Source organism: Siculibacillus lacustris, assembly GCF_004328075.1.
GTDB lineage: Bacteria > Pseudomonadota > Alphaproteobacteria > Rhizobiales > Ancalomicrobiaceae > Siculibacillus > Siculibacillus lacustris.
Map to the genome: position 1 here is coordinate 1 of NZ_SJFN01000022.1, position 24,843 is coordinate 24,843.

Sequence of the window (24,843 nt, forward strand, 5' to 3'; positions counted from 1 at the left end):
AGGTGATCGTCGCCATGACCCACACCGCCAAGGGCGCGCCGAAGATCCTCAAGAAGTGCGACCTGCCGCTCACCTCGGTGCGCCGCGTGTCGCTGATCGTCACCGAGATGGCGGTGATCGAACCGACCGCCGAAGGTCTGGTGCTGCGCGAGACCGCCCCCGGCGTCACCGTCGCCGAGGTCGTCGCCGCCACCCAGGCCACCCTGATCATCCCCGACCACGTCCCGGAAATGGCCATCGCCTGATCCCGGACCGCCTTGCGCCCGGCGTCCGCCTCACCGCGGCGCCGGGCGTTTCTTCGTCGCGACCACCCCGACCGAGCCCGGCGGCGCTCGCCCGGCGACCGAACCGGCGCGGAACCGGCACCGACCAGCCCCACCATCTGGAGTTTCGCCCGCCCCTCGGCTAGGAAGAGAATAGGGTCTCCACCCAAGGGAGCTTGACCGCATGACCACCCAGACGATCTCGACCTCGCCGATCCCCGGACAGAAGCCCGGCACCTCCGGCCTGCGCAAGAAGACCGCGGTGTTCCGCACCCCCGGCTATCTCGAGAACTACGTCCAGGCGATCATCGAAGGGGTCGGCGGCGTCGCCGGCCGCACCGTCGTGGTCGGCGGCGACGGCCGCTTCTTCAACGACACCGCCATCGGCGTGATCCTGCGCATGCTCGCCGCCGCCGGTGCCGCCAAGGCGATCGTCGGCCGCGGCGGCCTGCTGTCGACCCCGGCGGCCTCCAACCTGATCCGCAAGCGCCGCGCCTTCGGCGGCTTCGTCCTTTCGGCCAGCCACAACCCCGGCGGCGAAGACGGCGACTTCGGTCTCAAGTTCAACATCGCCAACGGCGGCCCGGCCCCCGAGCCGATCACCGACGCGATCTATGCCGCCACCACCACCATCGCATCTTACGCCATCGTCTCGGAACCGGCCCCGCCGATCGACGTCCTCGGCACCTTCGATCTCGCCGGCATGGCGGTCGAGATCGTCGACCCGGTCGCCGACTACCTGGAGATGATGAAGGATCTGGTCGACTTCGATCGCATCCGCGCCCTGTTCGCCTCGGGCTTCACCCTGCGCTTCGACGCCATGAGCGCGATCACCGGCCCCTATGCCACCGCCATCCTCGAAGGCGAGCTCGGCGCCCCGGCCGGCACCGTGGTCAACGGCGTGCCCCTGCCCGACTTCGGCCACCACCACCCCGATCCCAACCCGGTCCACGCCAAGGAGCTATTCGACATCATGTTCGGGCCGGACGCCCCCGACATGGGCGCGGCCTCCGACGGCGACGGCGACCGCAACATCGTGCTCGGCCGCGGCATCTCGGTGGCGCCCTCCGACAGTCTCGCGGTGCTCGCCGCCAATCTCCATCTCGCCAAGGGCTATACCGCGGGTCTGAAGGGCATCGCCCGTTCGATGCCGACCAGCCGCGCCGCCGACCGCGTCGCCGAGAAACTCGGCATCGGCTTCTACGAGACCCCGACCGGCTGGAAGTTCTTCGGCAATCTGCTCGACGCGGCCCGTGTCACCATCTGCGGCGAGGAGAGCGCCGGCACCGGCTCCGACCACGTCCGCGAGAAGGACGGCCTGTGGGCGGTGCTGATCTGGCTCGACGTCATCGCCACCCGGCGCCTGTCGATCGCCGCGATCATGGCCGACCATTGGGCGACCTACGGCCGCGACTATTATTCGCGCCACGACTACGAAGCCATCGCCAGCGACGTCGCCGATCGCCTGTTCGCCGATCTGCGTGGGAGTCTGGCGACCTTGCCCGGCAAGTCCTTCGCCGGCCTCGAGGTGACCAGCGCCGACGACTTCGCCTATACCGACCCGACCGACGGCTCGGTGTCGACGAAACAGGGCGTCCGCGTCGGCTTCTCGAACGGTTCGCGGGCGATCTTCCGCCTGTCCGGCACCGGCACCGAAGGCGCGACCCTCAGGCTCTATGTCGAGATCTTCGAGCCCGATCCGGCCCGCCACGACCTCGACCCCCAGGCGGTTCTCGCCGAGGTGCTCGCCGCCGCCGACGCCATCGCCGGGATCCGCGAACGCACCGGCCGCACCGCGCCCGACGTGATCACCTGAGATCGATCGATCCCCGAAACGCCGACGGCCGCCGCGATCCCTCGCGGCGGCCGTCGTCGTCTTCGAGCGTGGGGGCGCCGCAGCGCCGGCCGATCATTCCGCCGGCTGTGCCACCACCGGGCGTCCGCCGCGCTGGCCGATGAAGATCCACAGCACCACCGCCGCGACCACGTCGAACAGGAACAGCAGCGCGAACAGCGGCTCGTAGCCGAGCGTCGTCGCCAAGGCACCGACCACCAGGGTGAAGATCGCCCCGCCGAGATAACCGAACATCCCGGCGATGCCGGTGGCGGTGGCCACTTCCGACTTCTCGAACACGTCGCCGACCACCGCATACATCATGCTCGACAGCATCTGATGAGCGAAACCGCCGAGCGAGAAGCACAGGATCGCCGCGACCGGGCTGACCACGAAGCTGATCAGCGCCGGGCCGACCATGCACAGCGCGCCGATGGTGATCACCAGGAGCCGGCAATTGACGATGCCGATGTTCAACCGCTTGTGGAAGAACGGCGCGAGATAACCGCCGCCGATGCAGCCGAGGTCGGAGAACAGGAACGGCAGCCAGGCGAACAGCGCGAACTGCTTGATGTCCATGCCCCGCACCGTGACCATGTAGAGCGGGATCCAGAAGGCGAAGGTCTGCCACGCCGGTTCGGTCAGGAAGCGGGCGATGACCACGCCGATGAATTTCTTCTGGGCGAACACCGCCTTCAGCGACGGCTTGGCGACGGTTCCGTCGACCTTGCCGGAGTTGATGTAGAGACGCTCTTCCGGGCTGAGGCGCGGATGGCTCTCGGGATCGCGGTAGAGCCAATACCAGACCACCGACAGGAGGCAGCCGAGCAGGCCGGTGATCACGAAGGCGGGCTTCCAGCCGTAGGCGGTGGACAGCCAGATCACCAGCGGCGGCGTGATCATCGCGCCGATCGACGAACCGGAGTTGAACCAACCGGTGGCGATCGAGCGCTCCTGCGGCGGGAACCACAGGGTCGAGGTCTTGGTGCCGGTCGGCATGGCGACGGCTTCCGACAGGCCGAGCAGGGCGCGGAACCCGGCCATCGACACCCAGCCGCTGGAGGCGGCGTGCAGCGCCGCGGCGGCACCCCAGACGAAGGCGGCGACGGCGTAGCCGATACGCGGCCCGATCAGGTCGGTGAGATAGCCGGCGACCGGCTGCGAGAAGCTGTAGACGATCTGGAACGCCGAGACGACATAGGAATACTGCTCGGTCGTGAAGTCGAGTTCCTTCTTCAGGACCGGTGCCAGAACGCCGAGGACGTTGCGGTCGACGTAGATCACGATGGTGCCGAGCAGCATCAGCGCCAACATCTTCCATCTCAATTTCGGGATGAATTTCATGGTCTTCTCCCCACACGCCGCCCTTCCGACGCCGTGTCCTGATTGGCCGAGACTGTCTTCGTAGATCGACGAGCGTCCACCGGCGCGGCCGGGTCCCGACGTCCGATCTCCCCGCGGCTCGATCCGGTTCCCCTCTCGGACGGTCGCACCCCCGTTTTCGGGTGATGTCGACCGCGAGCTCGGATCGGAAGCTTCGCGAGTTCGGCCAACCGCCCTGGTGGCCTGACCACTTGACCATTAGATCATTCTGAGAGAATGTCCAGCGACGACGACGTCCGCGGGATCGGTGCGAATACGCAGGATCCCGCCGAAGGTCGCCCTCATCAGTGCGAATACGCATGAAACGGAGGAAACGACTTCCATGACTACCGATCGAGTACTGGAGCGGGTCGCGAGCACGGCCCCCTACGCCCTGCACCCCGACCGTCTGCTGCCCGCCGACCCGGGCACCCGCGCCATCGCCCGCGAGCTCTATGCCTCGGTCGCCGGTCTGCCGATCGTCAGCCCCCACGGCCACACCGATCCCGCCTGGTACGCCGAAAACGCCGCTTTTCCCGACCCGTCGAGCCTGTTCGTGATCCCCGACCACTACGTCCACCGCATGCTCTATTCTCAAGGCATTCGGCCGGAGCGGGTCGGCGTGCCGCGCCTCGACGGCGGCCCGGTCGAGACCGACAAGCGCAAGATCTGGCGCATCTTGGCCGAGAACTTCCACCTCTATCGCGGCACGCCGTCGTGGATCTGGCTCAACCACGCCTTCCAGACCGTCTTCGGCATCGACGAACGCCTCTCCGCCGACAGCGCCGACCGGATCTACGACAAAATCGCCGCCGCCCTCGAGCGCCCCGAATTCCGCCCGCGCGCCCTGTTCGAACGCTTCAATATCGAAGTGATCTCGACCACCGAGAGCCCGCTCGACGACCTCCGCCACCACGCGGCGATCCGTGCCTCCGGCTGGTCCGGCCGGGTCGTCACCGCCTTCCGGCCCGATCCCGTGGTCGACCCGGCCTTCCCCGGCTTCGTCGCCAATCTCGACACCCTCGGGCGGATCACCGGCGAGGACACCAGCTCCTACGCCGGCTATCTGTCGGCCTTGATCAAGCGGCGCAAATACTTCGTCGAGGTCGGCGGCTGCACCTCGACCGACCACGGCCATCCCACCGCCAAGACCGCCGACCTGTCCGCGGAAGACGCCGCGGCGCTCTATGCCCGGGTCCGTTCGGGATCGGCGACGCCGGCCGAGGCCGAGCTGTTCCGCGCTCAGATGCTGACCGAGATGGCGGCGATGTCGGTCGCCGACGGGCTCACCATGCAGATCCATCCCGGCTCGCGCCGCGACCACAACCCGGAGATCTTCGCGAGTTTCGGCAAGGACAAGGGCTGCGACATTCCCGGTCCGACCGACTACGTCGAAGACCTGAAACCCCTGCTCGCCCGTTTCGGCAACCGGCCCGATCTGACCATCATCCTGTTCACCCTCGACGAGACGGTCTACTCGCGCGAGCTCGCCCCGCTCGCCGGCCACTATCCGGCGCTGAAGCTCGGGCCGGCGTGGTGGTTCCACGACAGCCCCGAGGGCATGCGGCGCTACCGCGAGCAGGTCACCGAGACCGCCGGCTTCTACAACACCGTCGGCTTCAACGACGACACCCGGGCGTTCCTGTCGATCCCGGCGCGCCACGACGTCGCCCGCCGCATCGACGCCGGCTTCCTGGCGCGTCTGGTCGCCGAACACCGCCTCGACCGCGACGACGCCTTCGAGGTCGCCCACGACCTCGCCTACCGCCTCGTCAAACAGGCCTATAAGCTCTGAGCGAGAGGCGGGACGACGCGAGCGGCGCCTGCCGCCGACGTCCCGCCTCCGCTCGCCCCCGCCACCGCCGCCCTCGGTGGCCGGAAGCGACGGAGACGACCGCCTCACGGGGAGGCCGTCGCCGTCGCGCTCCGCGCGGCGGTCATCGCCGTTGCGTCGCGGCGGCAGCGATGTGGCGGCTCGAGATTTTCCTCAACTGACGAAGGATCGCCTCACCGGTCGCGCCTCGTGGCGTTCAGACCATCGGGCCGTCGCCGGTCAGCACCGCCAGCACTTGGGCCAAATGGGCGCGCATCGCCGCCGCGGCGCCGTCGGGATCGCGATTCTGTAGGGCCTCGAGGATCGCCGCGTGATAGCGCCGCGTCGGCTCCCAGTTCTCCGGCAGTTGCACCCGCTCGCTGAGAATCTCGAACACCGGCGCATGCTGATCCTGCCACAGTCGCTCGATCACCGTCGGCAGCACCGCATTGCCGGTCGCCGCGGCGATCCCCATGTGGAAGCGCAGATCGGTGTCCTCGCCCGGCACCCCGTCTTCGTGCTCCCGGGTCATCAGTTCGACCAGATCGGCCAGTTCCGCGAGATCGCGCTCGCTCGCCGTGGTCGCGGCGATCCGGGCGATCTCGCCCTCGATCATCAGCCGCGCCGAGATGACGTCGCTCGGGCTGTGACCGACGTCGATCGGTGCGATCGGCGCCGTCGGCCGGGTGGCGCGGACATAGGTGCCCGAACCGGTCCGCACTTCGACCAGCCCGGCGATCTCCAGCGCGATCATCGCCTCGCGCACCACCGGTCGGCTGACCCCCAGCGACTTCGACAGGTCGCGTTCCGGCGGCAGGCGGTGGCCGGGCGGAAACTCGCCGCCGCGGATCATGTCGCCGATCTGATCGGCCACCCGCTGGTAGAGCCGCTGGGAATCGATGGGTTGAAAGGGCATGACGGGCCTCGGAGCGGAAGACGACGGAACGCGGACGATCTCTGACGACGACGCATCGATGAACGGCCGATATCGACGACCGGCTCGCTCGGGCGCCGCCGACGGCGACCTCGGCCGACCGGATCGCTCACGCCACGACCGAAGCGCGGCGGCGATCGTCACGGCATCGTCGCGCCCCCCGGCCGGCTGCCGAAACGCTGCGGTCAAGCGGCCTTGCCGCCGGACCATTCCACGTTCGTCCGACCCTGTCCATAGGTGGGAGTCCCACCGCTCACGGCCGGCGGCGCGGCGCAATCGCCTCGTCGGAAGGCCATTTTTCTCGTGAAATCGCCGGTGTGGCGATCGGACGGGCGGCCGATCCGGTCAGGGAACGCCGGCTCACGGCCCTGCGGCATTTTCACAATTCCTTTCCCCTACGCAAGTCCGCTCGACGACGGACCGTCCGTCCCCCGCCTCCTCCCCCGGCCGACACCCGGGGCGCCCCGCCGACACGATCGCGACCGCGACTCCTCGGTCTGCGCTCGCGCCGTGGTCAGCGTTCGACCAAAGACCAACTTGTAACATGTTACTCTGTGATGATGATGGACGGGACGGCGCAGAGCCCGTCGCGACGGCCGGATCGACGGTCCCGTCGACGGCCCGAAACCGTCGCGACGCGCACTGCACCCGCTCGCCGGCCATCACCGGACGTCCGGCCACGCAACCGCCGGCCGGTGACGCGCCGGGTCGAACCGGCGTCGCCGCGGCGTCACGCCATCGCCTCGCCGCCGAACCCCCCCGGCGTCGCGGGCCGCCGAACATTGCCGCACTCGCCCACCGGCCGGTGCGGAGCAGGAGAACCCTTCGTGAGCACCCTCGACACCTTCGGCGTCTCGGCCGCCCTCACCACCCCCTTCGCGGCCGACGGCACCATCGCCGTCGCCACCCTGGTGGCCCATGCCCGCAGTTGTCTCGACCGCGGCTGCGACAGCGTCACGCTGTTCGGCACCACCGGCGAAGGTGCCTCGATCGGCGAGGCCGAGCGCGCCGCGGTGTTCGACGCCTTCGCCGCCGGCGGCATCCCGGCCGACCGCATCGTCTGCGGCGTCGCCGCCGCCGCCTGGCCCGACGCCGCCGCCCAGGCCCGCGATGGGCTGGCCCGCGGTTGCCGCGCCGTGCTGATCCCGCCGCCGTTCTATTTCAAGAATCCGAGCCTCGACGGGCTCGCCGCCTGGTACGGCGCGCTGATCGGCGCGCTGGGCGCCGACGCCCGCGACGTGATCCTCTATCACATCCCCTCGGTGACCGCGGTGCCGCTGCCGCTCGAGCTGATCCTGCGGCTCGCCCGCGACTTCCCCCGCGCGGTGGCGGCGGTCAAGGATTCCGGCGGCGTCTGGGCCGACACCGAGGCTCTCCTCGCCGCCCGCGGCGATCTGGCGATCCTGGTCGGCGACGAGCGCGATCTCGCCCGCGCCGTCCGCCTCGGCGCGGTCGGGGCGATCTCCGGCATGGCCAATCTCCGCCCCGACCGGCTGCGCGCCATGGTCGATCTCGGCCGCGACGACCCGGGCATGGTCGAGCTCGTGCGGGCGCTGCTCGCCCATCCCGTGACCCCGGCGGTCAAGGCGCTGGTCGCCCACATGACCGGCGACGCCGCGTGGGGCCGCACCCGGCCGCCGTTGGAGGCGACCCCGGCGATCGCCGCCGCGGCGCTTGCCGACCTCTACGATCGGGTGTTCCCTGTCGCCTGACGATGCGAGAGCGACGCGAACGGAAGGGGGGACGGCGTGAACGAACGGGTCGGACCGATCAAGCAGCGGGAGAAGGCCTATGCGCGCTTCACCAAGCACCTGCTCGCCCGCGACGTGCGCCCCGGCCAGTTCGTGTCGCAGCGCGAGCTGGTCGAACTGACCGGCATGCCGCTCGGCGCGATTCGCGAGATCATTCCCCGGCTCGAGGTCGAGGGTCTGATCAAGACCGTGCCCCAGCGCGGCATGCAGGTCGCCCACGTCGACTTCGATCTGATCCGCGAGGCCTTCCAGTTCCGTCTGTTCCTGGAGCGCGAGGCGGTCGCGGTGTTCACCCGCGAGGCGAGCGACGCCGAACTCGCCGCACTGCGCGCCGAGCACGAGGCGATCCTCGCCGAGGCGCTGTCGCCGGAACCGGCGGCCGACCTCGAAGACCGCGCCCAGATGCTCGACTGGGGGCTGCACGACCGCATCATCGATTCGCTCGGCAATTCGATCATCTCCAAGGCCTACCGGGTCAATTCGATCAAGCAGCGGCTGATCGCCCAGGAACGCTCGCGCATCGTCGGCCGCGTCGTGCCGGTGATGCGCGAACATCTCGAAGTGGTGACGGCGATGCAGGCGCGCGACGGCGCGGCCGCGGTCGACGCGATCACCCGTCACATCGCCATGGCTCGGGAGCTGATCTTGAGAGTATGACCACCGCACCGGCGGCGTAGGAACATCGCGACACGACGATGCCGACGCCGGTGTCCTTCAGGGAGGACGTCACATGCACAGTCACTGGTCCCATCCGTCTCGCCGCGGCTTCCTCGCCGGCACCGCCGCCCTCGGCGCCGCCGGTCTCGCCGGGGTCGCCCCCGCGCGGGCCGAGGTGAACTGGCGCAAATACGCCGGCACGACGCTCGAGGTGAACCTGATCAAGAGCCCGCGCGGCGACACGCTGCAGAAGTATCAGGCCGAGTTCGAGGCCCTGACCGGCATCAAGGTCAATTCCGAACAGACCCCCGAACAGCAGCAACGCCAGAAGACCACCATCGAACTGTCCTCCGGCAAGCCGAGCTTCGACGTCGTCCACATCAGTTACCACGTCCAGAAGCGCCAGTTCGAGAAGGGCGGCTGGCTCGCCGATCTCACCAGCTTCCTGAAGGATCCCTCGCTGACCGAGCCGACCCTGGTCGAGAGCGACTTCGCCACCGCCGGCTGGTCCTTCGCCAAGGACAAGGCCGGCCACATCGGCGCCCTGCCGCTGTCGGTCGACTACTGGATCATCTACTGGAACAAGGACCTGTTCGCCGCCAAGGGGCTGGCCTATCCCGAGACCTTCGACGACCTCGTCAAGGCCGCCGAGGCGCTGACCGATCCGGCCGCCGGCGTCTACGGTTTCGTGGCGCGCGGCGCCAAGAATGCCAACACCCCGGTGTTCACCTCGCTGCTGCTCGGATGGGGCAAGGATTCCCTCGACGCCGACGGCCGCCTCGCCACCGACGGCCCCGAAGCGATCGCCGCCGCCGCGCTCTACCAGCGCCTGATGACCAAGTCGGCGCCCAAGGGCGTCACCGGCTTCAACTGGGCCGAATGCCAGTCGGCCTTCCTGCAGGGCAAGATCGGCATGTGGTTCGACGGCGTCGGTTTCGCGCCGCCGCTGGAGAACCCGGAGAAGTCGCGGGTGGTCGGCAAGGTCGGCTACGGCGTGATGCCCAAGGGTCCGGTCACCCGCGCCGCCGCCACCACCGGTGACGGCATCGGCGTCACCGCGGCTTCGGCCCACAAGGAAGCCGCCTATCTCTACTGCCAGTGGGCGATCTCCAAGTCGGTCGGCGCGCGCATGCTCCAGGCCGGCGCCGGCGTGCCCTTCCGCCATTCGATCCTGACCGATCCGGAGGTCATCAAGGGCGTGACCATGCCCAAGGGCTGGATCGACGCGGTGGTCGAGTCCGCCAAGATCAGCCGCCTGACCTTGCCGGTGATCGTCCCGGTCACCGAGTTCCGCGACGTCATCGGCGTCGGCCTGACCAACCTGCTCGGCGGCGCCGATCCGGCGGCAGAGATGAAGCGGGCGACCGCCGAGTTCCGGCCGGTCCTGGAACGTTCCGAAGCCGGCTGAACCCCGGTTGGCGGCGGGGGCTCCCGGTCCCCGCCGCTCCCCCCGTCGCCACACGCCCCGAGGGTCGAGGACCGCGCCCGTGTTCCGATCGAGAGATCCCCTGCAGCCGAGCTATCGGCCCTTCATCGCCCCGGCGGTCGTGCTGATCGCCGCGGTGATCGTCTTTCCCTGGGTCTTCACCCTGTGGATGAGCGTCAACGAATGGACGCTCGGCGGCTCCCAGCACTTCGTCGCCTGGGACAATTATGCGCGCCTCGCCCACGATACCCGCTTCTGGTTGTCGCTGCTGCGCACCGTGATCTACACCACCGCCTCCGTGGTCGCGCCGTTGATCCTCGGCACCGTCGCCGCGCTGGTGTTCCATGCCGAAGTGCCGTTCCGCGGCGCCCTGCGCGGCATCTTCGTGATGCCGATGATGGCCACCCCGGTGGCCATCGCCCTGGTGTGGACCATGATGTTCCACCCCCAGCTCGGCGTCCTCAACTACCTCCTGTCGCTGGTCGGGCTGCCCGCCCAGGCGTGGATCTTCGACCAGGACACGGTGATCGCCTCGCTGGTGGTGGTCGAGACCTGGCAATGGACGCCGCTGGTGATGCTGATCGTGCTGGGCGGCCTCGCCGCCGCCCCGACCGAGCCCTACGAGAGCGCCGAGATCGACGGCGCCAGCCGCTGGCAGCAGTTCCGCTACATCACCTATCCGATGATCCTGCCCTTCATGATGATCGCCGTGGTGATCCGCACCATCGACGCGCTGAAGAGCTTCGACATCATCTATGCCATGACCCAAGGCGGACCGGGGACGGCGTCGGAGACGATCAACATCTACCTCTACAACGTCGCCTTCTCCTATTACGACATCGGTTACGGCTCGGCCATCGCCGTGGTCTTCTTCATCGTCATCATCACCCTGTCGCTGGCGCTCCTGTGGTTGCGGCAACGCAGCCAATGGAGCCTGTGAGGATCCGCCATGACCCTGCGCCGCATCCTGAGGGGCCTCGGCACCGCGCTCGTGCTGATCGTCGTGGTCTCGCCGGCGATCCTGTTCTTCCTGTGGATGTTGTCGCTGTCGCTCAAATACGAGATCGACAACGGCGCCTATCCGCCGATCCTGATCCCCGAACGCTTCGCCTGGTCGAACTACACCCAGATCTTCCAGGCCAACGACTTCCTGCGCTATTTCGTCAACAGCGTGATCGTCACCGGCTCTGCGACCCTCGCGGCGCTGGCCGTCGGCGTGCCGGCCGGCTTCGGCATGGCGCGGATGAAGGCCCGCAAGTCGGCGGTGATCGTGATGATCGCCCGCATGACCCCGGGGCTTTCGTTCCTGATCCCGATGTTCCTGGTGTTCCAGAGCCTCGGCCTGATCGGCACCCTGTGGCCGCAGATCATCATCCATCTGGTGGTGACCGTGCCGATCGTCATCTGGATCATGATCGGCTATTTCGAGACCACCCCGATCGAACTCGAAGAAGCGGCGATGATCGACGGCGCCAACCGCTGGGAGATCTTCATGAAGGTCGCCCTGCCGATCGCCCGGCCCGGCATCGTCGTCGCCTTCATCCTGTCGGTGATCTTCTCCTGGAACAACTTCCTGTTCGGCATCGTGCTGGCCGGGCGCACCACCCGCACCTTGCCGGTCGCAGTCTACAACATGCTGTCCTTCGAACAGGTCAGTTGGGGCCCGCTCGCCGCCGCCGCTCTGGTGGTGACCTTGCCGGTCCTGCTGCTCACCGTCTTCGCCCAGCGCCAGATCGTCGCCGGCCTCACCGCCGGTGCCGTCAAGGGCGGCTGACGTCTTCCGTCCCCACGCGAGAGTAAGTCCATGGCTTCGGTTTCGATCAGACGCGTCGAAAAGCACTTCGGCGCCGCCAAGATCATCCGCGACGTGTCCGTCGACATCACCGACGGCGAGTTCGTCGTGCTGGTCGGGCCCTCCGGCTGCGGCAAGTCGACGCTGCTGCGCATGATCGCCGGCCTCGAGAGCATCAGCCAAGGCGAGATCGCCATCGGCGACAAGGTCGTCAACGACCTGCCCGCCAAGGAACGCGACATCGCCATGGTGTTCCAGAACTACGCGCTCTATCCGCACATGAGCGTCGCCGACAACATGGGCTTCGCCCTCAAGCTGAAGAAGGTCGCCGCCGACGAGACCCGCTCGCGGGTCGGCCGCGCCGCCGAGATCCTCGGCCTCGAGAGCCTGCTCGAGCGTTTCCCGCGGCAACTCTCCGGCGGCCAACGCCAGCGCGTCGCCATGGGTCGGGCGATCGTCCGCGATCCCCGCGTCTTCCTGTTCGACGAGCCGCTGTCCAACCTCGACGCCAAACTGCGCGTGCAGATGCGCTCGGAGATCAAGGACCTCCACCGCCGCCTCGGCACCACGGTGATCTACGTCACCCACGACCAGATCGAGGCCATGACCATGGCCGATCGCATCGTCGTGCTGCGCGACGGCCGCGTCGAGCAGATCGGCCGCCCCCTCGACCTCTACGACCGCCCCGACAACCTGTTCGTCGCCGGCTTCATCGGCTCGCCGGCGATGAACTTCGTCGAAGGCCGCATCGTCACCGACCCGGCGCCGCGCTTCGTCACCGCCGACGGCATCGCCCTGCCTTTGCCCGCCGATTGCCCGATCGCCGCCGACACCCCGGCGATCTACGGCGTCCGCCCCGAGCACCTGCGGGTCACCGCCGACGGCGTGCCGGTCGAGGTCCACGGCGTCGAGCCGACCGGCTCGGAGATGATGGTCCACGGCCGGCTCGGCGCCCAGCCGCTGTTCTGCCTGTTCCGCGACCGCCTCGACCTCGCCCCCGGCGACACCGTCAGGGTCGACGTCGCCCCCGGCTTCGTCCATCTGTTCGATCCGGCGAGCGGCCGCCGCCTGTGAGTCGCGCCCCGAACCCGAGGTTCCGATGACCGATCCCGCCGACTTCGCCGACCGCCTCGTCGAGATGGAAGTGCGCATCGCCCACCAGGATCGGATCATCGAGGACCTCAACGCCGCGCTGGTCGCCCAGTGGCGCTCGATCGATGCCCTGACCCGCCGCCTCGAAGGCCTCGCCGACCGGGTCAAGGAGGCCGAGACCGCGGCGCGTTTCTCCGGCGCCCCCGAACCGCCGCCGCCCCACTACTGACGCCCGCCGCGCATGGCGAAATGCGGGGCGGCCGGCCGCACCGCCCTCGTCGGGGCACCCCGAACCGATTATGATCGCACGGTCTCCGGGCCCGTTCGGCCTCCGGGACGTGGGAGTTCTTCGGCCATGGGGCACGATCCCGATCCGGTTTCCTTCGACGCGGCAGCGGCCGCCGCCGGGCCGCTCGCCGGCCCGATCGACCGCGCCGCGGTGGTCGACCTGCTGCGCTCGCCGCGCGAGGCGCTCTATGCCCGGGCCGATGCGGTGCGGCGCGCCCACATGGGCGACGAGGTGTTCCTGCGCGGCATCGTCGAATTCTCCAACGTCTGCGCCAACGACTGCCTCTATTGCGGCATCCGCCGCTCCAATCCGCATCCCCACCGCTATCGCATCGACGCCGACGAGATCCTCGCGGTCGCCCGCCGCATGGCCGGCTGGGGCCAGACCACCATCGTCCTGCAATCGGGCGAGGTCGACACCCCGGCCGAGAACGACCGCCTCGCCGCACTGATCACCCGCATCCGCGCCGAGACCCCGCTCGCCGTCACCGTCTCGGCCGGCAATCGCCCGCGCGCCGTCTACGCCACCTGGCGCGACGCCGGCATGGACCGCTATCTGCTGCGCTTCGAGACCAGCGACCCGGATCTCTTCGCCCGGCTCCACCCCGACTGCAGCCTCGCCGAACGCCTGCACTGTCTCTCGGACTTGCGCGATCTCGGCGTCCAGGTCGGCTCCGGCTTCATGATCGGCCTGCCCGGCGAGACCCTCGAGCGGCTCGCCGACAATCTGGTGCTGGTCCACACCCTCGATCTCGACATGGTCGGCATCGGCCCGTTCATCGCCCATCCCGACACGCCGCTGGCCGGGCAGGCCAATGCCTGGGCCGACGATCCGGAGATGTGTTTCGCCGCGGTCGCCGCCCTGCGACTGATCGATCCCGACCTGCGCGTCCCCGCCACCACCGCCTTCGACGCGATGTTCCCCGGCGTCGGCCGCGACCTCGCGCTGCAGCGCGGCGCCGACGTGTTCATGCCCAACGACACGCCCGGCCGCTATCGCAAGGACTACCTGCTCTATCCCGACAAGCCCTGCGTCGACGAGGGCGACGGCTCGTGCTCGAGCTGCGCCACCGCGCGCATCTGGAGCCTCGGACGTTTCGTCGGCGAAGGACCGGGGCATTCGCGCAAGGCCCGGCCGACCGCCGGCGCCTGAGGACGCGTCACTCCGCCGCGGCCGCCTCGAAGGCGGCACGCGCCGCCGGAAAACACGCGAGCGCCCGCGGCAACACGCCCTGGACCCGCGAGATGGTGACGCCGTAATTGGTCATCGCCACCCCCTGCTCGGCCGCCCGGCGCTGGCGCAGCAGCACCTGCTTGCGGTTGACCATGCAACCGCCGCACTGGACGATCAGCGCATAGGGCGAGAGATCGGCGGGAAAATCGCGCCCCGCCACGGTCTCGAAGACCAGATCGCCGCCCGCATATTGGCGCAGCCAGCGCGGGATCTTGACCCGGCCGATGTCGTCGGCGAGCGCATGATGGCTGCAGGCCTCGGCGACCAGGACGCGGGCCCCCGGCCGCAATCGGTCGATCGCCGCGGCGCCGGCCGCGAAGGCCACCAGATCGCCCTTGAACCGGGCCATCAGGATCGAGAAGGTGGTCAGCGGCACGTCGTCGGGCGTGTCGGCGGCGGCCTTCAGCACCACTTGCGAATCGCACACCACCAGATCCGGCTTGCGCCCGAGCCGCGCCAGGGTGTCGCGCAACTCGCGTTCCTTGACCACCACGCTGGTCGCGTCGGCATCGAGAATGTCGCGGATCGCCATCACCTGCGGCAGGATCAGCCGCCCCTTCGGCGCGCCGAGATCGATCGGCACCACCAGCACCACCAGGCCACCCGGCCGGATCAGGTCGCCGAGGAGATGCGGCGTTTCGAAGCCCTCGTCGGGGATCACCGCGAGCAGCGCCTCGCGCAACGCCGCCAGTCCCTCGCCCCGGACCGCCGAGACGGCGACCGCGGCGATGCCGTCGCGGGCCAGCCGGTCGCGGTCGGCATCCCGCGGCGGCGCCAGATCGGCCTTGCCGAACACCACGAAGAACGGGGTCTCGTGGGATCGTAAGGCGGCGAACAGAATCTCCTCGTCGGCACCGAGCCCGGCCTCGTCGACCACCACCATCGCCGCGTCGCAGCGCTCCAGCGCCGCGGTGGTGCGGGCCATGCGCAAGGTTCCGAGCTCGCCCTCGTCGTCGACGCCGGCGGTGTCGACGAAGGTCACCGGCCCGAGCGGCGCCAGTTCCATCGCCTTTTCGACCGGATCGGTGGTGGTGCCGGCGATCGCCGAGACGATCGACACGTCCTGGCCGATCAGCGCGTTGACCAGCGACGACTTGCCGACGTTGCGCCGGCCGAACACGCCGATCGTCGGCCGCAGGCTCTTCAGTGTGCCGATCATCGCCGTCTCTCCTCGCCTAACCCCGCCGTCCCAGCGCCGTCGTCGCCTCCGCCGAGAGGAGCCGCCGCAGCGTCGCCTCGTCGACCAACCCTCGAGCCAGCACCACTTCGGCGATCGTCCGTCCGCTCGCCCGCGCCTCGCGCGCCACTGCGCTCGCCTGCGCATAGCCGAGCGTGCCGACCAGAGCGGTCACCACCGCCGACGACCGCCCGACCAGATCGGCGCAGCGCTCGCTGTCGACGACGATGCCCTCGACGCAGCGGGTCGCGAACACCCGGCAGGCCGCGGTGAGGATGGTCAGCATGTCGAGCAGCGCATCGGCGACCAGCGGCAGGAAGGGGTTGAGCTCGAGTTGGCCGGCCGCCGCCGCCGCGGTCACCACCGAATCGTGGCCGATCGCCTTCAACGCCACTTGGCCCACAGCCTCGCAGATCACCGGATTGACCTTGCCCGGCATCAGGCTGGAGCCGGCCTGCATCGCCGGCAGGCGGATCTCGGCAAACCCGGCGTCCGGCCCCGAGGCGAGCAGCCGCAGGTCCGAGGAGATCTTGAACAGATCGACCGCATGGGCCTTGAGGATCCCCGAGACCTCGACGAAGGCGTCGGCGTTCTGGGTGGCGTCGACCAGATTCTCGGCCCGCGCCAACCCGAGGCCGGTGGTGGCGCGCAGCACGTCGACCACCTGGAACACATAGGCGCGCGGCGCGGCGATGCCGGTGCCGATCGCCGTGCCGCCGAGATTGACCACCCGCAGGCGTTCCTCGCATTTCGACACCCGCCAGCGGTCGCGCGACAGCGCCTCCGCCCAGGCCGAGAACACCGCCCCCCAGCCGATCGGACAGGCGTCCTGCAACTCGGTCCGCCCCATCTTGACCACCCCGGCCCAGCGGCTCTCCTGCGCCTGGAACGCCGTCTGGAGATCGGCGATCGCCGGTTCGAGGCGGCCGAGCAGGCGGATCGCCGCGATCTTCAGGGCGGTCGGGAAGGTGTCGTTGGTCGACTGGTGGAGATTGACGTGGGCGATCGGATCGACCCGGCTCGCGGTGCCGCGCCGCCCCCCGAGGATCTCCTCGGCGCGGTTGGCGACCACTTCGTCGACGTTGAGGTTGAGCGAGGTGCCGGCCCCGCCCTGCAGCGCATCGACGACGATCTCGTCGAACAGCGGCCCCTCGGCGATCTCGGCGCAGGCCCGCACGATCGCTCCGGCCACCGCCCCGTCGAGGGCGCCGATCCGCCGGTTGGTCTCCGCCGCCGCCGCCTTGACCGCCAGCATGCCGCGGATCAGCTCGGGATGGACCCGGCGGCCGCTCAGCGGAAAGTTCTCGAGCGCCCGCAGCGTGTGGATGCCCCAATGGACGTCGCGCGGCACGAGGCGTTCGCCGAGCAGGTCGCGCTCGACCCGCCCGCCCGGATCGTCGGTCGACGTCCCGCCGTCCGCCGCTCCGTCAGCGGAAGACATCGCGTTTGCCCGCCCGCACCTTGGCGACCATGGTCTCGGAATACCGGCGGATGCGCGGCTCCATCGAGGCGATCTCGGCATCGATCGCCCGGTCGCCGGCCGCCCGCGTCTCCTCCGAACCGTAGTCGAGGAGATATTCGGCGAAGGACGACAGGCCGTTCGGCCCGCACATCTCGCGGATCAGCCCCGGCCGGGCCAGATCCATGAAGTCGTGGCCGGTCCGCCCCATGCGGTAGCAAGCGGTGCAGAACGACGGGATCCGTCCACCTTCGGCGATGTCGCGCACCACCGCGTCGAGGTCGCGGTGATCGCCGCGTTCGAACTGGGCGGCGTCCTCGTCCTCGGGCGTCGCGTAGCCGCCGGGATTGGTGCGGCTGCCGCCGGAAATCTGCGACACCCCGAGCGCGAAGGTCGCCCGCCGCATCTCGGCGGTCTCCCGCGTGCTCATGATCAGCCCGGTGTAGGGCACCGCCAGGCGCAGCACCGCGACGATCTTCTTGAAGTCGTCGTCCGAGACCGGGTGCGGCGGATGCGAGGCCATCTCCGACCCGACCGCCGGCTCCATCCGCGGCACGCTGATGGTGTGGCAGCCGACCCCGAACACGTCCTCGAGATGGCTGATGTGCTGCATCAGGGCCAGCATCTCGAAGCGCCAGTCGCCGAGCCCGAACAGTACCCCGAGGCCGACGTCGTCGATTCCGGCGTTCATTGCCCGGTCGATCGCCGTGGCCCGCCAGTCGAAGTCCGCCTTGCGGCCGTCGACGTGGACGCGGCCGTAGAGCTCGCGGTCGTAGGTCTCCTGGAACAGCTGATAGGTGCCGATGCCGGCGCCCTTGAGCAGGCGGAACTCGTCGGTGGAGAGCGGCGCCAGATTGACGTTGATCCGCCGGATCTCGCCACGCTCGCGCTTGACCCCGTAGATCGTCGAAATCGCATCGAGGATGTAGCGGAAACCGTCCTTGGGGAAGGCCTCGCCGCCGATCAGCAGCACCCGCTTGTGACCCTGGTCGATCAGCGCCGCGGCCTCCGCGGCGATCTCCTCGAGCGTCAGGATCTTGCGCACCAGATCGCGGTTGGAGCGCCGGAAGGCGCAATAGACGCATTCGTTGGTGCAGATGTTGGAGAAGTAGAGCGGCGCGAACAGCACGATGCGCTGGCCGTAGATCTCGGTCTTGGCCCGCTCGGCGGTGTGGAACAGCTCCGCCACCAGATCGGGATCTCGGACCTGCGACAACACCGCGACATCGGTCGCATCGAGGCCGCCGAGCAGCGCCGCCTTGGCCAGGATCTCGCGGATCCGTCCCTTGTCTTCGCGCCCGGCCTCGGCCAGCGTCGCGGCGATCGCCGCCGGATCGAGCCAAGTCGCCGTCGTCTGTTCTGCCGTCATGCATCCCCCTCGCGCCGGTGGTCCGGCGGTCGTCGCCGTCACACCCTCTCGGAGGCCTTGGCCTTCGGCAGGGCGAGACGGATTTCGCGCCGGATCTCCTTGACCGCCACATCCGCTTCTTTCTTGCGGTCGGTGTACCAGGTGTGCAGCAGGTGATGGGCCCGCTCCGACATCGGCTCGCCGAGGTAGTCGCTGTAGAGGTGCTGGATCTGCGGATTGTTGTGCGATTGGCGGATCACCCGCTGCGCATCGATGTCGAACAGCGTCACCCGCTTCTTCGGCGCCCCGGCCTGATAGGCCTTCTTGTGGCGCAGGTGACCGCCGCCGGTGACGCAGCCGCCGGGGCAGGCCATGACCTCGATGAAGTCGAAGTCGTACTTGCCGGAGAGCACCCCCTCGACCACGTCGCGCGCCGCCTTCAGCCCGTGGCAGATCGCCAGATTGACGTCCGGCAACCCGCCGCCGACCGCGACGGTGGCGGTCCGGATGTTCTCGAAGCTGCGCAGCGCGGTCACTTCCGCATTGGGCAACTCCTTACCGTTGATCAGGAAATAGGCGCTGCGGACGGCCGCTTCCATCACCCCGCCGGTGGTGCCGAAGATCGCGCCGGCGCCGGAATAGCCGCCGAGATGCGGATTGTCGAAGGTGCCGGGCTCGAGCGCCGCGAGATCGATGCCCTCGCGCCGCAGGAGGCGCGCGAATTCGCGGATGGTCAGCACCACGTCGACGTCCGGCACGCCGTTCTTGGCCAGTTGCGGCCGGTTCATCTCGTCCTTCTTGGCGGTGCAGGGCATGATCGAGATCACCCGCATCCGTGCCGGATCGATCTCCATCTTCTCGGCCAGATAGGTCTTGGCGAGACTGCCCAGGCACTGCTGCGGCGAGCGCGCCGACGACAGATGCGGCAGGATGTCGGGATAGTTCTTCTCGACGAAGTTGACCCAGCCGGGGCAGCACGAGGTGAAGGTCGGCCGCTTGCCTTGCCGGATGTGGCGGACGACCTCGGTCCCCTCTTCCATGATCACCAAGTCCGCGGCGAAATTGGTGTCGATGACGATGTCGGCGCCCATCTTCCGCAGCGCCGTGATGATCTGGCCCTCGGCATTGTCGATGCCCAGGCTGTCGGCGAAACCGACCCGGACCGCCGGCGCGAACTGGAACACCGTGACGATGTCCGGATCGTAGAGGTGATCGATCACCCGGTCGGTGTCGTCGCGTTCGGCGAGCGCCCCGGTCGGGCACACCATCACGCACTGGCCGCAACTGACGCATTCGGATTCGCCGCCGACCAGGGTGCCGCGGATCTCGACACAGGTGCCGATGCCGCGTTCGGTGATCGACAACGCGTCGATCCCCTGGACGTCGCGGCACACCGCGACGCAGCGCTGGCAGCGGATGCACTTGCCCATGTCGCGGGTGATCGACAGCGACGAACGGTCGACCGGCCGGCTCTTGGCCCATATCGGATTGGCGAAGCGCGACTGCTGCAGGCCGACGAACTGGGCGACGTCCTGCAGTTCGCAATTGCCGTGGCGCACGCAGGTCGCGCAATCCTGATCATGGTCGGCGAGCAGCAACTCGGTCTGCAGCTTCTGCATCTCGCGGATCTTCGGCGTCCGCGTGAAGACCTCGATGCCCTCTTCCATCGGCGTGTTGCAGGCCGTCACCACATGGGTCGCGGTCTGGCCGGCGCGACGTTCCTCGACCAGACAGACCCGGCAGGTGCCGGGGGCATGGTCGATGTCGGCCAGTTCACACAGGCTCGGAATGTAGCAGCCGACCCGCCGGGCCGCCGTCAGGATCGTGTCGCCGGCTTCGAAGGCGATCGGCTTGCCGTTGATGAGCGCTTCCATGTCCGTCCCATCCTTCGCGTTCGAATACCGCTCAGCGCGTCCCGCCGGGTACCGCCGTCTCGGTGACCACCGAATAGACCCGGTAGCAGCGCAGGCAGCGCGCCGCCTCCCGATAGGCCTCCGCCGCGGTGATCGGCTTCTCCACCTCCTCGAAGGTCCGGCGACGTTCGTCGGGCGAGAGGTTGGGAATGTCGATCCGATACTGGTGGGCCACCGGCACTTCGAAACACTCGCCCGACAGGAGCTTGTTCTCGTTGAGCAGGCGCCGCATCCGGGTGCGCGGGAAGAACCGGGCGTGGCCATGACGCAGATAGTCGTCGATCGCCCGCGCCGCCTTCAGCCCCATCGCCATGGCGTGGATCAGCGTCGAGGCGCCCGAGGCGCAGTCGCCGCCGGCGAACACCCCCATCCGGGTGGTGACCAGGGTCTGCGGGTTGATCGCCACGCAGCCCCACTTGTCGAGTTGCACCCCGTCGCTCGCCGGCAGCGTCTGCTTGTCGACCTGCTGGCCGATCGCCGCCACCACCACGTCGCAGCGGAAGGCGTGCTCGGTGCCGGGGATCGGCTCGACCCCGATCCGCCCCTTCTTGTCGGGCACCGTCTGGCGCATGTCGATCAGATCCATGCCGACGATTCGACCGTCTTCGGACAGGATCCGCGACGGATTGGTCAGGCAGTGGAAGATCACGCCCTCCTGCTTGGCCGCCTCGATCTCCTCGTGGTCGGCCGGCATGTCGGCCTCGGTGCGGCGATAGATCAGGTGCACCTTGGAGGCGCCGAGCCGCAGCGCCGAGCGCACGCAGTCCATCGCCACATTGCCGCCGCCGACCACCGCGACTTCGCCGTGCAGCGCCAGCGGCGCGCCGTATTCGACGTGGTTGTGGACCTCGAGCAGGAAGTCGATGCCGGAGAAATAGCCCTTCAGGCTCGGATCTTCGTCGGCGACGCCGAGCAATGTGCCCTTGGCACAGCCGAGCCCCAGGAACACCGCCTTGTAGCCCTGCTCGAACAGATCATCGATGGTGAAGTCCCGGCCCAGCGCCTGGCCGAAGCGGAAGTGACCGCCCAGTTGCTCGACCGTGTCGGTCTCCGCCTTGAGCACGTCCTTGGGCAGGCGGTAGCTCGGAATACCCGACCGCGCCATGCCGCCCGCCACCTCGGCCGCCTCCAGCACGTCGACGTGGTAGCCGCGCAGCAGGAGGTGATAGGCGCAGGAGACGCCGGCCGGGCCGCCGCCGACCACCGCCACCCGCATCGAGTCGGGCAGGCGGGTGGGGATCATGTCGGGCGAGAAGATCGGCCCGTGCAGGCCGGCCTGTTGGTCGGCGACGTAGCGCTTGAGGATCTTGATGCCGACCGGCTCGTCGATGGCGTTGCGCCGGCAGGCCATCTCGCAGAACCGCACGCAGACCCGGCCGCAGGTCGCGGCCATCGGATATTTGCGCAGAATCACGCCGAGCGACAGATCCGGACGCCCGTCCTTGATGAAGTCGATGTAGCGCGGCACGGCGACCTTCGACGGGCAGGCCTCGACGCAGGGCGCGGTGACGTAGCTCATGCCGTTGTCGACCGGCGCCGGGGCGCCGCCGGGCTTCAGATGTTCGGGAAAATGCTCGATCGCCGCCAGCAGCGCATTGGCGCTCGACTGACCGAGATAGCACAGCGACGTCTCCGCCATCTGGTGGGCGAGCGCGGCGATCCGCTGCCAGCCTTCCTCACTGCCGCGCCCGGCCCGCACTTCGGCGAGCGCATCGCGGATCAGCGGCGCGCCGACCCGGCAGGGCGTGCACTTGCCGCAGGACTCCTCGGCAGCCCGATCCATGTGCCGCCACAGAGCGTCGACCAGATCGACCTCCGGATCGAACACCACGAAGCCCCGGTCGCCGATGAAGGCGCGAATCGGATTGCCGTCGTTGAAGTACTCGAAGCCCTCGAGATCGGGATCGGGGGCGATCTCGACCGGAATCAGGCCGCGGTTGTCCCGTACCACCCCGTCCCACACGCCGTAAGACACGCGTACCATCTTGGCCTCCGATACGGCTCGACGCGAGAGCGGATCGACCTCCACCCCCAGCGCGGCACACCGACCCACGGTCGGCGCCCCATCGGCCGATCCGAAAATTTCGGCCGGCGACAGGATCGTTCATGTGAGCCTGACACGGAGCCCGACCAGCGACAACGACGCAGTCGACGCATGTCTCCATGCATGAACTGAAATATTTCAGAGACCGCATTTGCTGTACCCTGAAATATCTTCATGGATTCATCGAAGTAATTTCCAAGACGAAGGGCGGGCGATTACGTACGTTCATCCCTTTACGACGAATGAATGAAATATCGCCGGCCGCCGCTTGCGACCACGGCGAGCACATCGCGACGCGACGACCCCCGGGAGAAATCGCCCCTCCCACCCGACCGCACCGCCGCACCGGCGGCCGAGCTCACCGCCGCGCGGACCGTATCGGCGCGGATCGCCATGACCGGCGCCGAGAAAACGCCCGCGCGGTCTTCGAGCTGACGCAATCGGATCGGAAACCGCTCCGGACAGACGGGCGGCGCGGCCGCGCGCGGCGCGACCGTGAGGAGACGGCGACATGACCCACCCCGATCCGGACCCGACCTCCGCGCCGCGGCCGCCCGGCCCGCCGCGCAAGCCGTCGCGGCCGAGCATCCTCCCGGCGCTGGTCTTCGCGATCGCCCTGGTCGGCGTCGCCTATTGGCTGATCACCGCCGTCCACGATTGGGATCGGCTCCAGACCTGCGCGCTCTCCGGCCGTCGCGACTGCGCCGCCCCGCGCTGACGCGCGCGCTTCACCCGAGGGCGCCGGCCACCGCCGCCGTCACGGCGTCGGCGAAGGCGCCGGTGCCGAGCGGGCCCCCGAGATCGGCGGTGCGGCACGCCGGATCCGCCAGGACCGTGTCGACCGCGTCCTCGATCACCCGCGCCGCCGTGGCGAGCCGGGCGTCGCCGCTCCGCCGCGCCCGCCAGTCGAGCAGCATCGCCGCCGACAGGATCAGCGAGGTCGGATTGGCGCGATTCTGCCCGGCGATGTCGGGGGCCGAACCGTGCTGCGCCTGGGCCACGCAGACCGTGTCGCCGGCGTTGATCGAACCGCCGAGCCCGAGGCTGCCGGACAGTTCCGAGGCCTCGTCGGACAGGATGTCGCCGAACATGTTGGTGGTGACGATCACGTCGAAGGCGTCCGGCGTGCGGATCAGCCGCGCGGCGGCGGCGTCGACGATCATCTCGTCGAGTTCGATCTCCGGATGCTCGGCGGCGATCCGCCGCACCTCGCGCAGGAACAGCCCGTCGCCGAGCTTCAGCACATTGGCCTTGTGCACCGCCGTGACCTTGCGCCGCCGCCGTGCCGCCAGTTCGAAGGCGGCGCGCGCCACCCGCGCCGACCCCTTGGCGGTGATCTTGCGCAACGACAGCGCCATGTCGGGATCGGGCATGAACTCGCCGGACCCGGCGAACATCGCCCGGTCGGCGTAGAAGCCCTCGGTGTTCTCGCGCACGATCACCAGATCCATCGGCCGCCGCAGGATCGACAGATCGGGCCGCGACCGGCAGGGGCGGATGTTGGCGTAGAGCTCGAACCGCGTGCGCAGCTCCGCCGAGGGGTTGATCCCGCCGGCCTCCCGCGGCGGATAGTCGTAGGTCGAGACCGGCCCGAGGATCACCCCGTCGGCCTGGGGAATCGCCGCCGTCACCGCCGCCGGCAGGGTCGTGCCTTCGGCGGCCAGTGCCGCGAGGCCGATCGCGCGCTCGTCGAGCCGCAGCCCCAGCCCGAGGCCGGCATCGACGGCGCGCAGCACCGAGAGTGTCGCCGCGGTGATCTCCGGGCCGATGCCGTCGCCGGCGAGGACGAGAATATGCATGACGGACCCTCGAGGCGATGCCGGCCGGGTCGGCGCGGCGAAGAGCGGAAGGACGGGCGGAGGCGCGATCAGGGTTCGGCGCGGCGGTCGACGGCGCGGACCAGATCGAGGATCAGATCGAGCCCGTGCGGCCACGGCCCGAAGCCCGATTCGGCGTTGACGTGACCGGCGTCGCCGACGTCGACCAGATCGGCCTGCCACAGCCGGCTCCAGTGTTCGGCCCGAGGAAAGCGCATCACCGGATCGTTGTGGCTGGCGATCACCAGGCTCGGCACCCCGAGCGGCGTCTGCGGCACCCGATCTTCGGCCTCGAACCGGGTCGGCTCGGCCGGCGCCACCAGCATCAGGCCGGCGACCATCGGATGGCCGTCGGCGGCGACGCAGCACGACGCCAGCGCGCCCAGCGAATGGCCGATCAGCAGCGCCGGCCGCCGCCGGGTGGCGAGCAGGCGCTGGATCGCCGCGATCCACAACTCGACGTCGGGATTGTCCCAGCGCCGCTGGGTGATCCGCTGGAAGGCATGGCTCTGGGTCTGCCACAGCGACTGCCAATGTTCCGGGCCACTGTCCTTGAAGCCCGGCACCAGGACGAGATCGTATCGCCGCGAAGCTTCCGCGACGGCCTCCAGAGTCTTGCGGGTGTGGAGTACGATCATG

General features: G+C 69.1%; 22 protein-coding genes. 13 read left to right on the top strand and 9 right to left on the bottom strand.

The features are described from left to right. On the top strand, positions 1-245 hold a 245-nt coding region (locus EYW49_RS14590), incomplete at its 5' end, for a CoA-transferase (protein ID WP_323052994.1). A 202-nt stretch (positions 246-447) separates the two neighbouring features. Then, positions 448-2,079, top strand: a complete 1,632-nt coding sequence (locus tag EYW49_RS14595; protein WP_131310327.1) for an alpha-D-glucose phosphate-specific phosphoglucomutase — start codon at positions 448-450, stop codon at positions 2,077-2,079. Between the two features lie 93 nt (positions 2,080-2,172). Here EYW49_RS14595 and EYW49_RS14600 read toward each other — a convergent pair whose 3' ends face one another. After that, a complete protein-coding gene (locus EYW49_RS14600; protein WP_131310328.1) occupies positions 2,173-3,441 on the bottom strand; it encodes an MFS transporter in 1,269 nt (422 codons plus the stop codon). A gap of 361 nt (positions 3,442-3,802) precedes the next feature. Here EYW49_RS14600 and uxaC point away from each other — a divergent pair, with 361 nt between their 5' ends. Further along, on the top strand, positions 3,803-5,254 hold the full coding sequence (gene uxaC, locus EYW49_RS14605; protein WP_131310329.1) for a glucuronate isomerase: 1,452 nt from the start codon (positions 3,803-3,805) through the stop codon (positions 5,252-5,254). Between the two features lie 235 nt (positions 5,255-5,489). Here uxaC and EYW49_RS14610 read toward each other — a convergent pair whose 3' ends face one another. Then, positions 5,490-6,188, bottom strand: a complete 699-nt coding sequence (locus tag EYW49_RS14610; protein WP_165498266.1) for a FadR/GntR family transcriptional regulator — start codon at positions 6,186-6,188, stop codon at positions 5,490-5,492. 845 nt (positions 6,189-7,033) lie between these two features. Between EYW49_RS14610 and EYW49_RS14615 the strand changes: the two genes are divergently transcribed. The 8 genes from EYW49_RS14615 (at position 7,034) to hydE (ending at position 14,365) form a co-directional block, all read left to right on the top strand. Beyond that, positions 7,034-7,918, top strand: coding sequence for a dihydrodipicolinate synthase family protein (locus EYW49_RS14615; RefSeq protein WP_228259620.1), 885 nt, complete (start codon positions 7,034-7,036; stop codon positions 7,916-7,918). Positions 7,919-7,954: 36 nt separating this feature from the next. After that, on the top strand, positions 7,955-8,614 hold the full coding sequence (locus tag EYW49_RS14620) for a GntR family transcriptional regulator (protein WP_131310332.1): 660 nt from the start codon (positions 7,955-7,957) through the stop codon (positions 8,612-8,614). Positions 8,615-8,687: 73 nt separating this feature from the next. Then, the gene (locus EYW49_RS14625; RefSeq protein WP_131310333.1) at positions 8,688-10,022 is read left to right on the top strand and encodes an ABC transporter substrate-binding protein; all 1,335 of its coding nucleotides are present in this window, start codon (positions 8,688-8,690) and stop codon (positions 10,020-10,022) included. Between the two features lie 79 nt (positions 10,023-10,101). Then, entirely contained in the window at positions 10,102-10,980 is an 879-nt protein-coding gene (locus EYW49_RS14630) for a carbohydrate ABC transporter permease (protein ID WP_228259621.1), read from the top strand. A gap of 9 nt (positions 10,981-10,989) precedes the next feature. Next, positions 10,990-11,814 (top strand): carbohydrate ABC transporter permease, encoded by an 825-nt coding sequence (locus EYW49_RS14635; protein ID WP_131310334.1) that lies wholly within the window; start codon positions 10,990-10,992, stop codon positions 11,812-11,814. Positions 11,815-11,844: 30 nt separating this feature from the next. Then, positions 11,845-12,906 (top strand): ABC transporter ATP-binding protein, encoded by a 1,062-nt coding sequence (locus tag EYW49_RS14640; protein ID WP_131310335.1) that lies wholly within the window; start codon positions 11,845-11,847, stop codon positions 12,904-12,906. Between the two features lie 25 nt (positions 12,907-12,931). Further along, on the top strand, positions 12,932-13,153 hold the full coding sequence (locus tag EYW49_RS14645) for a SlyX family protein (RefSeq protein ID WP_131310336.1): 222 nt from the start codon (positions 12,932-12,934) through the stop codon (positions 13,151-13,153). 126 nt (positions 13,154-13,279) lie between these two features. After that, positions 13,280-14,365 carry a [FeFe] hydrogenase H-cluster radical SAM maturase HydE gene (gene hydE, locus EYW49_RS14650; RefSeq protein ID WP_131310337.1) on the top strand — a complete coding sequence of 362 codons (1,086 nt, stop codon included), beginning with the start codon at positions 13,280-13,282 and terminating at the stop codon, positions 14,363-14,365. Between the two features lie 7 nt (positions 14,366-14,372). On the opposite strand, the gene hydF is transcribed toward hydE, so the two are convergent. Genes hydF through EYW49_RS14675 form a run of 5 tightly spaced genes read right to left on the bottom strand, consistent with a single transcriptional unit; the run spans position 14,373 to position 22,327 of the window. Next, positions 14,373-15,605, bottom strand: coding sequence for a [FeFe] hydrogenase H-cluster maturation GTPase HydF (hydF, locus tag EYW49_RS14655; protein ID WP_131310338.1), 1,233 nt, complete (start codon positions 15,603-15,605; stop codon positions 14,373-14,375). A gap of 16 nt (positions 15,606-15,621) precedes the next feature. Beyond that, on the bottom strand, positions 15,622-17,064 hold the full coding sequence (locus EYW49_RS14660; RefSeq protein ID WP_131310339.1) for an aspartate ammonia-lyase: 1,443 nt from the start codon (positions 17,062-17,064) through the stop codon (positions 15,622-15,624). After that, positions 17,051-18,451, bottom strand: a complete 1,401-nt coding sequence (gene hydG, locus EYW49_RS14665) for a [FeFe] hydrogenase H-cluster radical SAM maturase HydG (RefSeq protein ID WP_131310340.1) — start codon at positions 18,449-18,451, stop codon at positions 17,051-17,053. The genes EYW49_RS14660 and hydG overlap by 14 nt, the downstream gene beginning before the upstream one ends. Positions 18,452-18,489: 38 nt before the next feature. Further along, entirely contained in the window at positions 18,490-20,304 is a 1,815-nt protein-coding gene (locus EYW49_RS14670) for a 2Fe-2S iron-sulfur cluster binding domain-containing protein (RefSeq protein WP_131310341.1), read from the bottom strand. A 31-nt stretch (positions 20,305-20,335) separates the two neighbouring features. After that, entirely contained in the window at positions 20,336-22,327 is a 1,992-nt protein-coding gene (locus EYW49_RS14675) for an FAD-dependent oxidoreductase (RefSeq protein ID WP_131310342.1), read from the bottom strand. Between the two features lie 179 nt (positions 22,328-22,506). Between EYW49_RS14675 and EYW49_RS14680 the strand changes: the two genes are divergently transcribed. Next, positions 22,507-22,902, top strand: coding sequence for a hypothetical protein (locus EYW49_RS14680; RefSeq protein ID WP_131310343.1), 396 nt, complete (start codon positions 22,507-22,509; stop codon positions 22,900-22,902). Continuing rightward, positions 22,899-23,105, top strand: a complete 207-nt coding sequence (locus EYW49_RS14685) for a hypothetical protein (RefSeq protein ID WP_131310344.1) — start codon at positions 22,899-22,901, stop codon at positions 23,103-23,105. The genes EYW49_RS14680 and EYW49_RS14685 overlap by 4 nt, the downstream gene beginning before the upstream one ends. Positions 23,106-23,115: 10 nt before the next feature. Here EYW49_RS14685 and EYW49_RS14690 read toward each other — a convergent pair whose 3' ends face one another. Both EYW49_RS14690 and EYW49_RS14695 read right to left on the bottom strand, forming a co-directional pair. Next, a complete protein-coding gene (locus EYW49_RS14690) occupies positions 23,116-24,186 on the bottom strand; it encodes an isocitrate/isopropylmalate dehydrogenase family protein (RefSeq protein WP_131310345.1) in 1,071 nt (356 codons plus the stop codon). Positions 24,187-24,254: 68 nt separating this feature from the next. After that, positions 24,255-24,842 carry an RBBP9/YdeN family alpha/beta hydrolase gene (locus EYW49_RS14695; protein ID WP_131310346.1) on the bottom strand — a complete coding sequence of 196 codons (588 nt, stop codon included), beginning with the start codon at positions 24,840-24,842 and terminating at the stop codon, positions 24,255-24,257. Position 24,843 lies beyond the last annotated feature (1 nt).

Excerpts from the sequence above, each read along its gene's own strand:
- EYW49_RS14595 (WP_131310327.1), top strand. The coding sequence starts at position 448 with ATGACCACCCAGACGATCTCGACCTCGCCGATCCCCGGACAGAAGCCC.
- EYW49_RS14600 (WP_131310328.1), bottom strand. The coding sequence starts at position 3,441 with ATGAAATTCATCCCGAAATTGAGATGGAAGATGTTGGCGCTGATGCTG.
- uxaC (WP_131310329.1), top strand. The coding sequence starts at position 3,803 with ATGACTACCGATCGAGTACTGGAGCGGGTCGCGAGCACGGCCCCCTAC.
- EYW49_RS14610 (WP_165498266.1), bottom strand. The coding sequence starts at position 6,188 with ATGCCCTTTCAACCCATCGATTCCCAGCGGCTCTACCAGCGGGTGGCC.
- EYW49_RS14625 (WP_131310333.1), top strand. The coding sequence starts at position 8,688 with ATGCACAGTCACTGGTCCCATCCGTCTCGCCGCGGCTTCCTCGCCGGC.
- EYW49_RS14635 (WP_131310334.1), top strand. The coding sequence starts at position 10,990 with ATGACCCTGCGCCGCATCCTGAGGGGCCTCGGCACCGCGCTCGTGCTG.
- EYW49_RS14640 (WP_131310335.1), top strand. The coding sequence starts at position 11,845 with ATGGCTTCGGTTTCGATCAGACGCGTCGAAAAGCACTTCGGCGCCGCC.
- EYW49_RS14645 (WP_131310336.1), top strand. The coding sequence starts at position 12,932 with ATGACCGATCCCGCCGACTTCGCCGACCGCCTCGTCGAGATGGAAGTG.
- hydE (WP_131310337.1), top strand. The coding sequence starts at position 13,280 with ATGGGGCACGATCCCGATCCGGTTTCCTTCGACGCGGCAGCGGCCGCC.
- hydF (WP_131310338.1), bottom strand. The coding sequence starts at position 15,605 with ATGATCGGCACACTGAAGAGCCTGCGGCCGACGATCGGCGTGTTCGGC.
- EYW49_RS14660 (WP_131310339.1), bottom strand. The coding sequence starts at position 17,064 with ATGTCTTCCGCTGACGGAGCGGCGGACGGCGGGACGTCGACCGACGAT.
- hydG (WP_131310340.1), bottom strand. The coding sequence starts at position 18,451 with ATGACGGCAGAACAGACGACGGCGACTTGGCTCGATCCGGCGGCGATC.
- EYW49_RS14670 (WP_131310341.1), bottom strand. The coding sequence starts at position 20,304 with ATGGAAGCGCTCATCAACGGCAAGCCGATCGCCTTCGAAGCCGGCGAC.
- EYW49_RS14675 (WP_131310342.1), bottom strand. The coding sequence starts at position 22,327 with ATGGTACGCGTGTCTTACGGCGTGTGGGACGGGGTGGTACGGGACAAC.
- EYW49_RS14680 (WP_131310343.1), top strand. The coding sequence starts at position 22,507 with ATGCATGAACTGAAATATTTCAGAGACCGCATTTGCTGTACCCTGAAA.
- EYW49_RS14685 (WP_131310344.1), top strand. The coding sequence starts at position 22,899 with ATGACCCACCCCGATCCGGACCCGACCTCCGCGCCGCGGCCGCCCGGC.
- EYW49_RS14690 (WP_131310345.1), bottom strand. The coding sequence starts at position 24,186 with ATGCATATTCTCGTCCTCGCCGGCGACGGCATCGGCCCGGAGATCACC.
- EYW49_RS14695 (WP_131310346.1), bottom strand. The coding sequence starts at position 24,842 with ATGATCGTACTCCACACCCGCAAGACTCTGGAGGCCGTCGCGGAAGCT.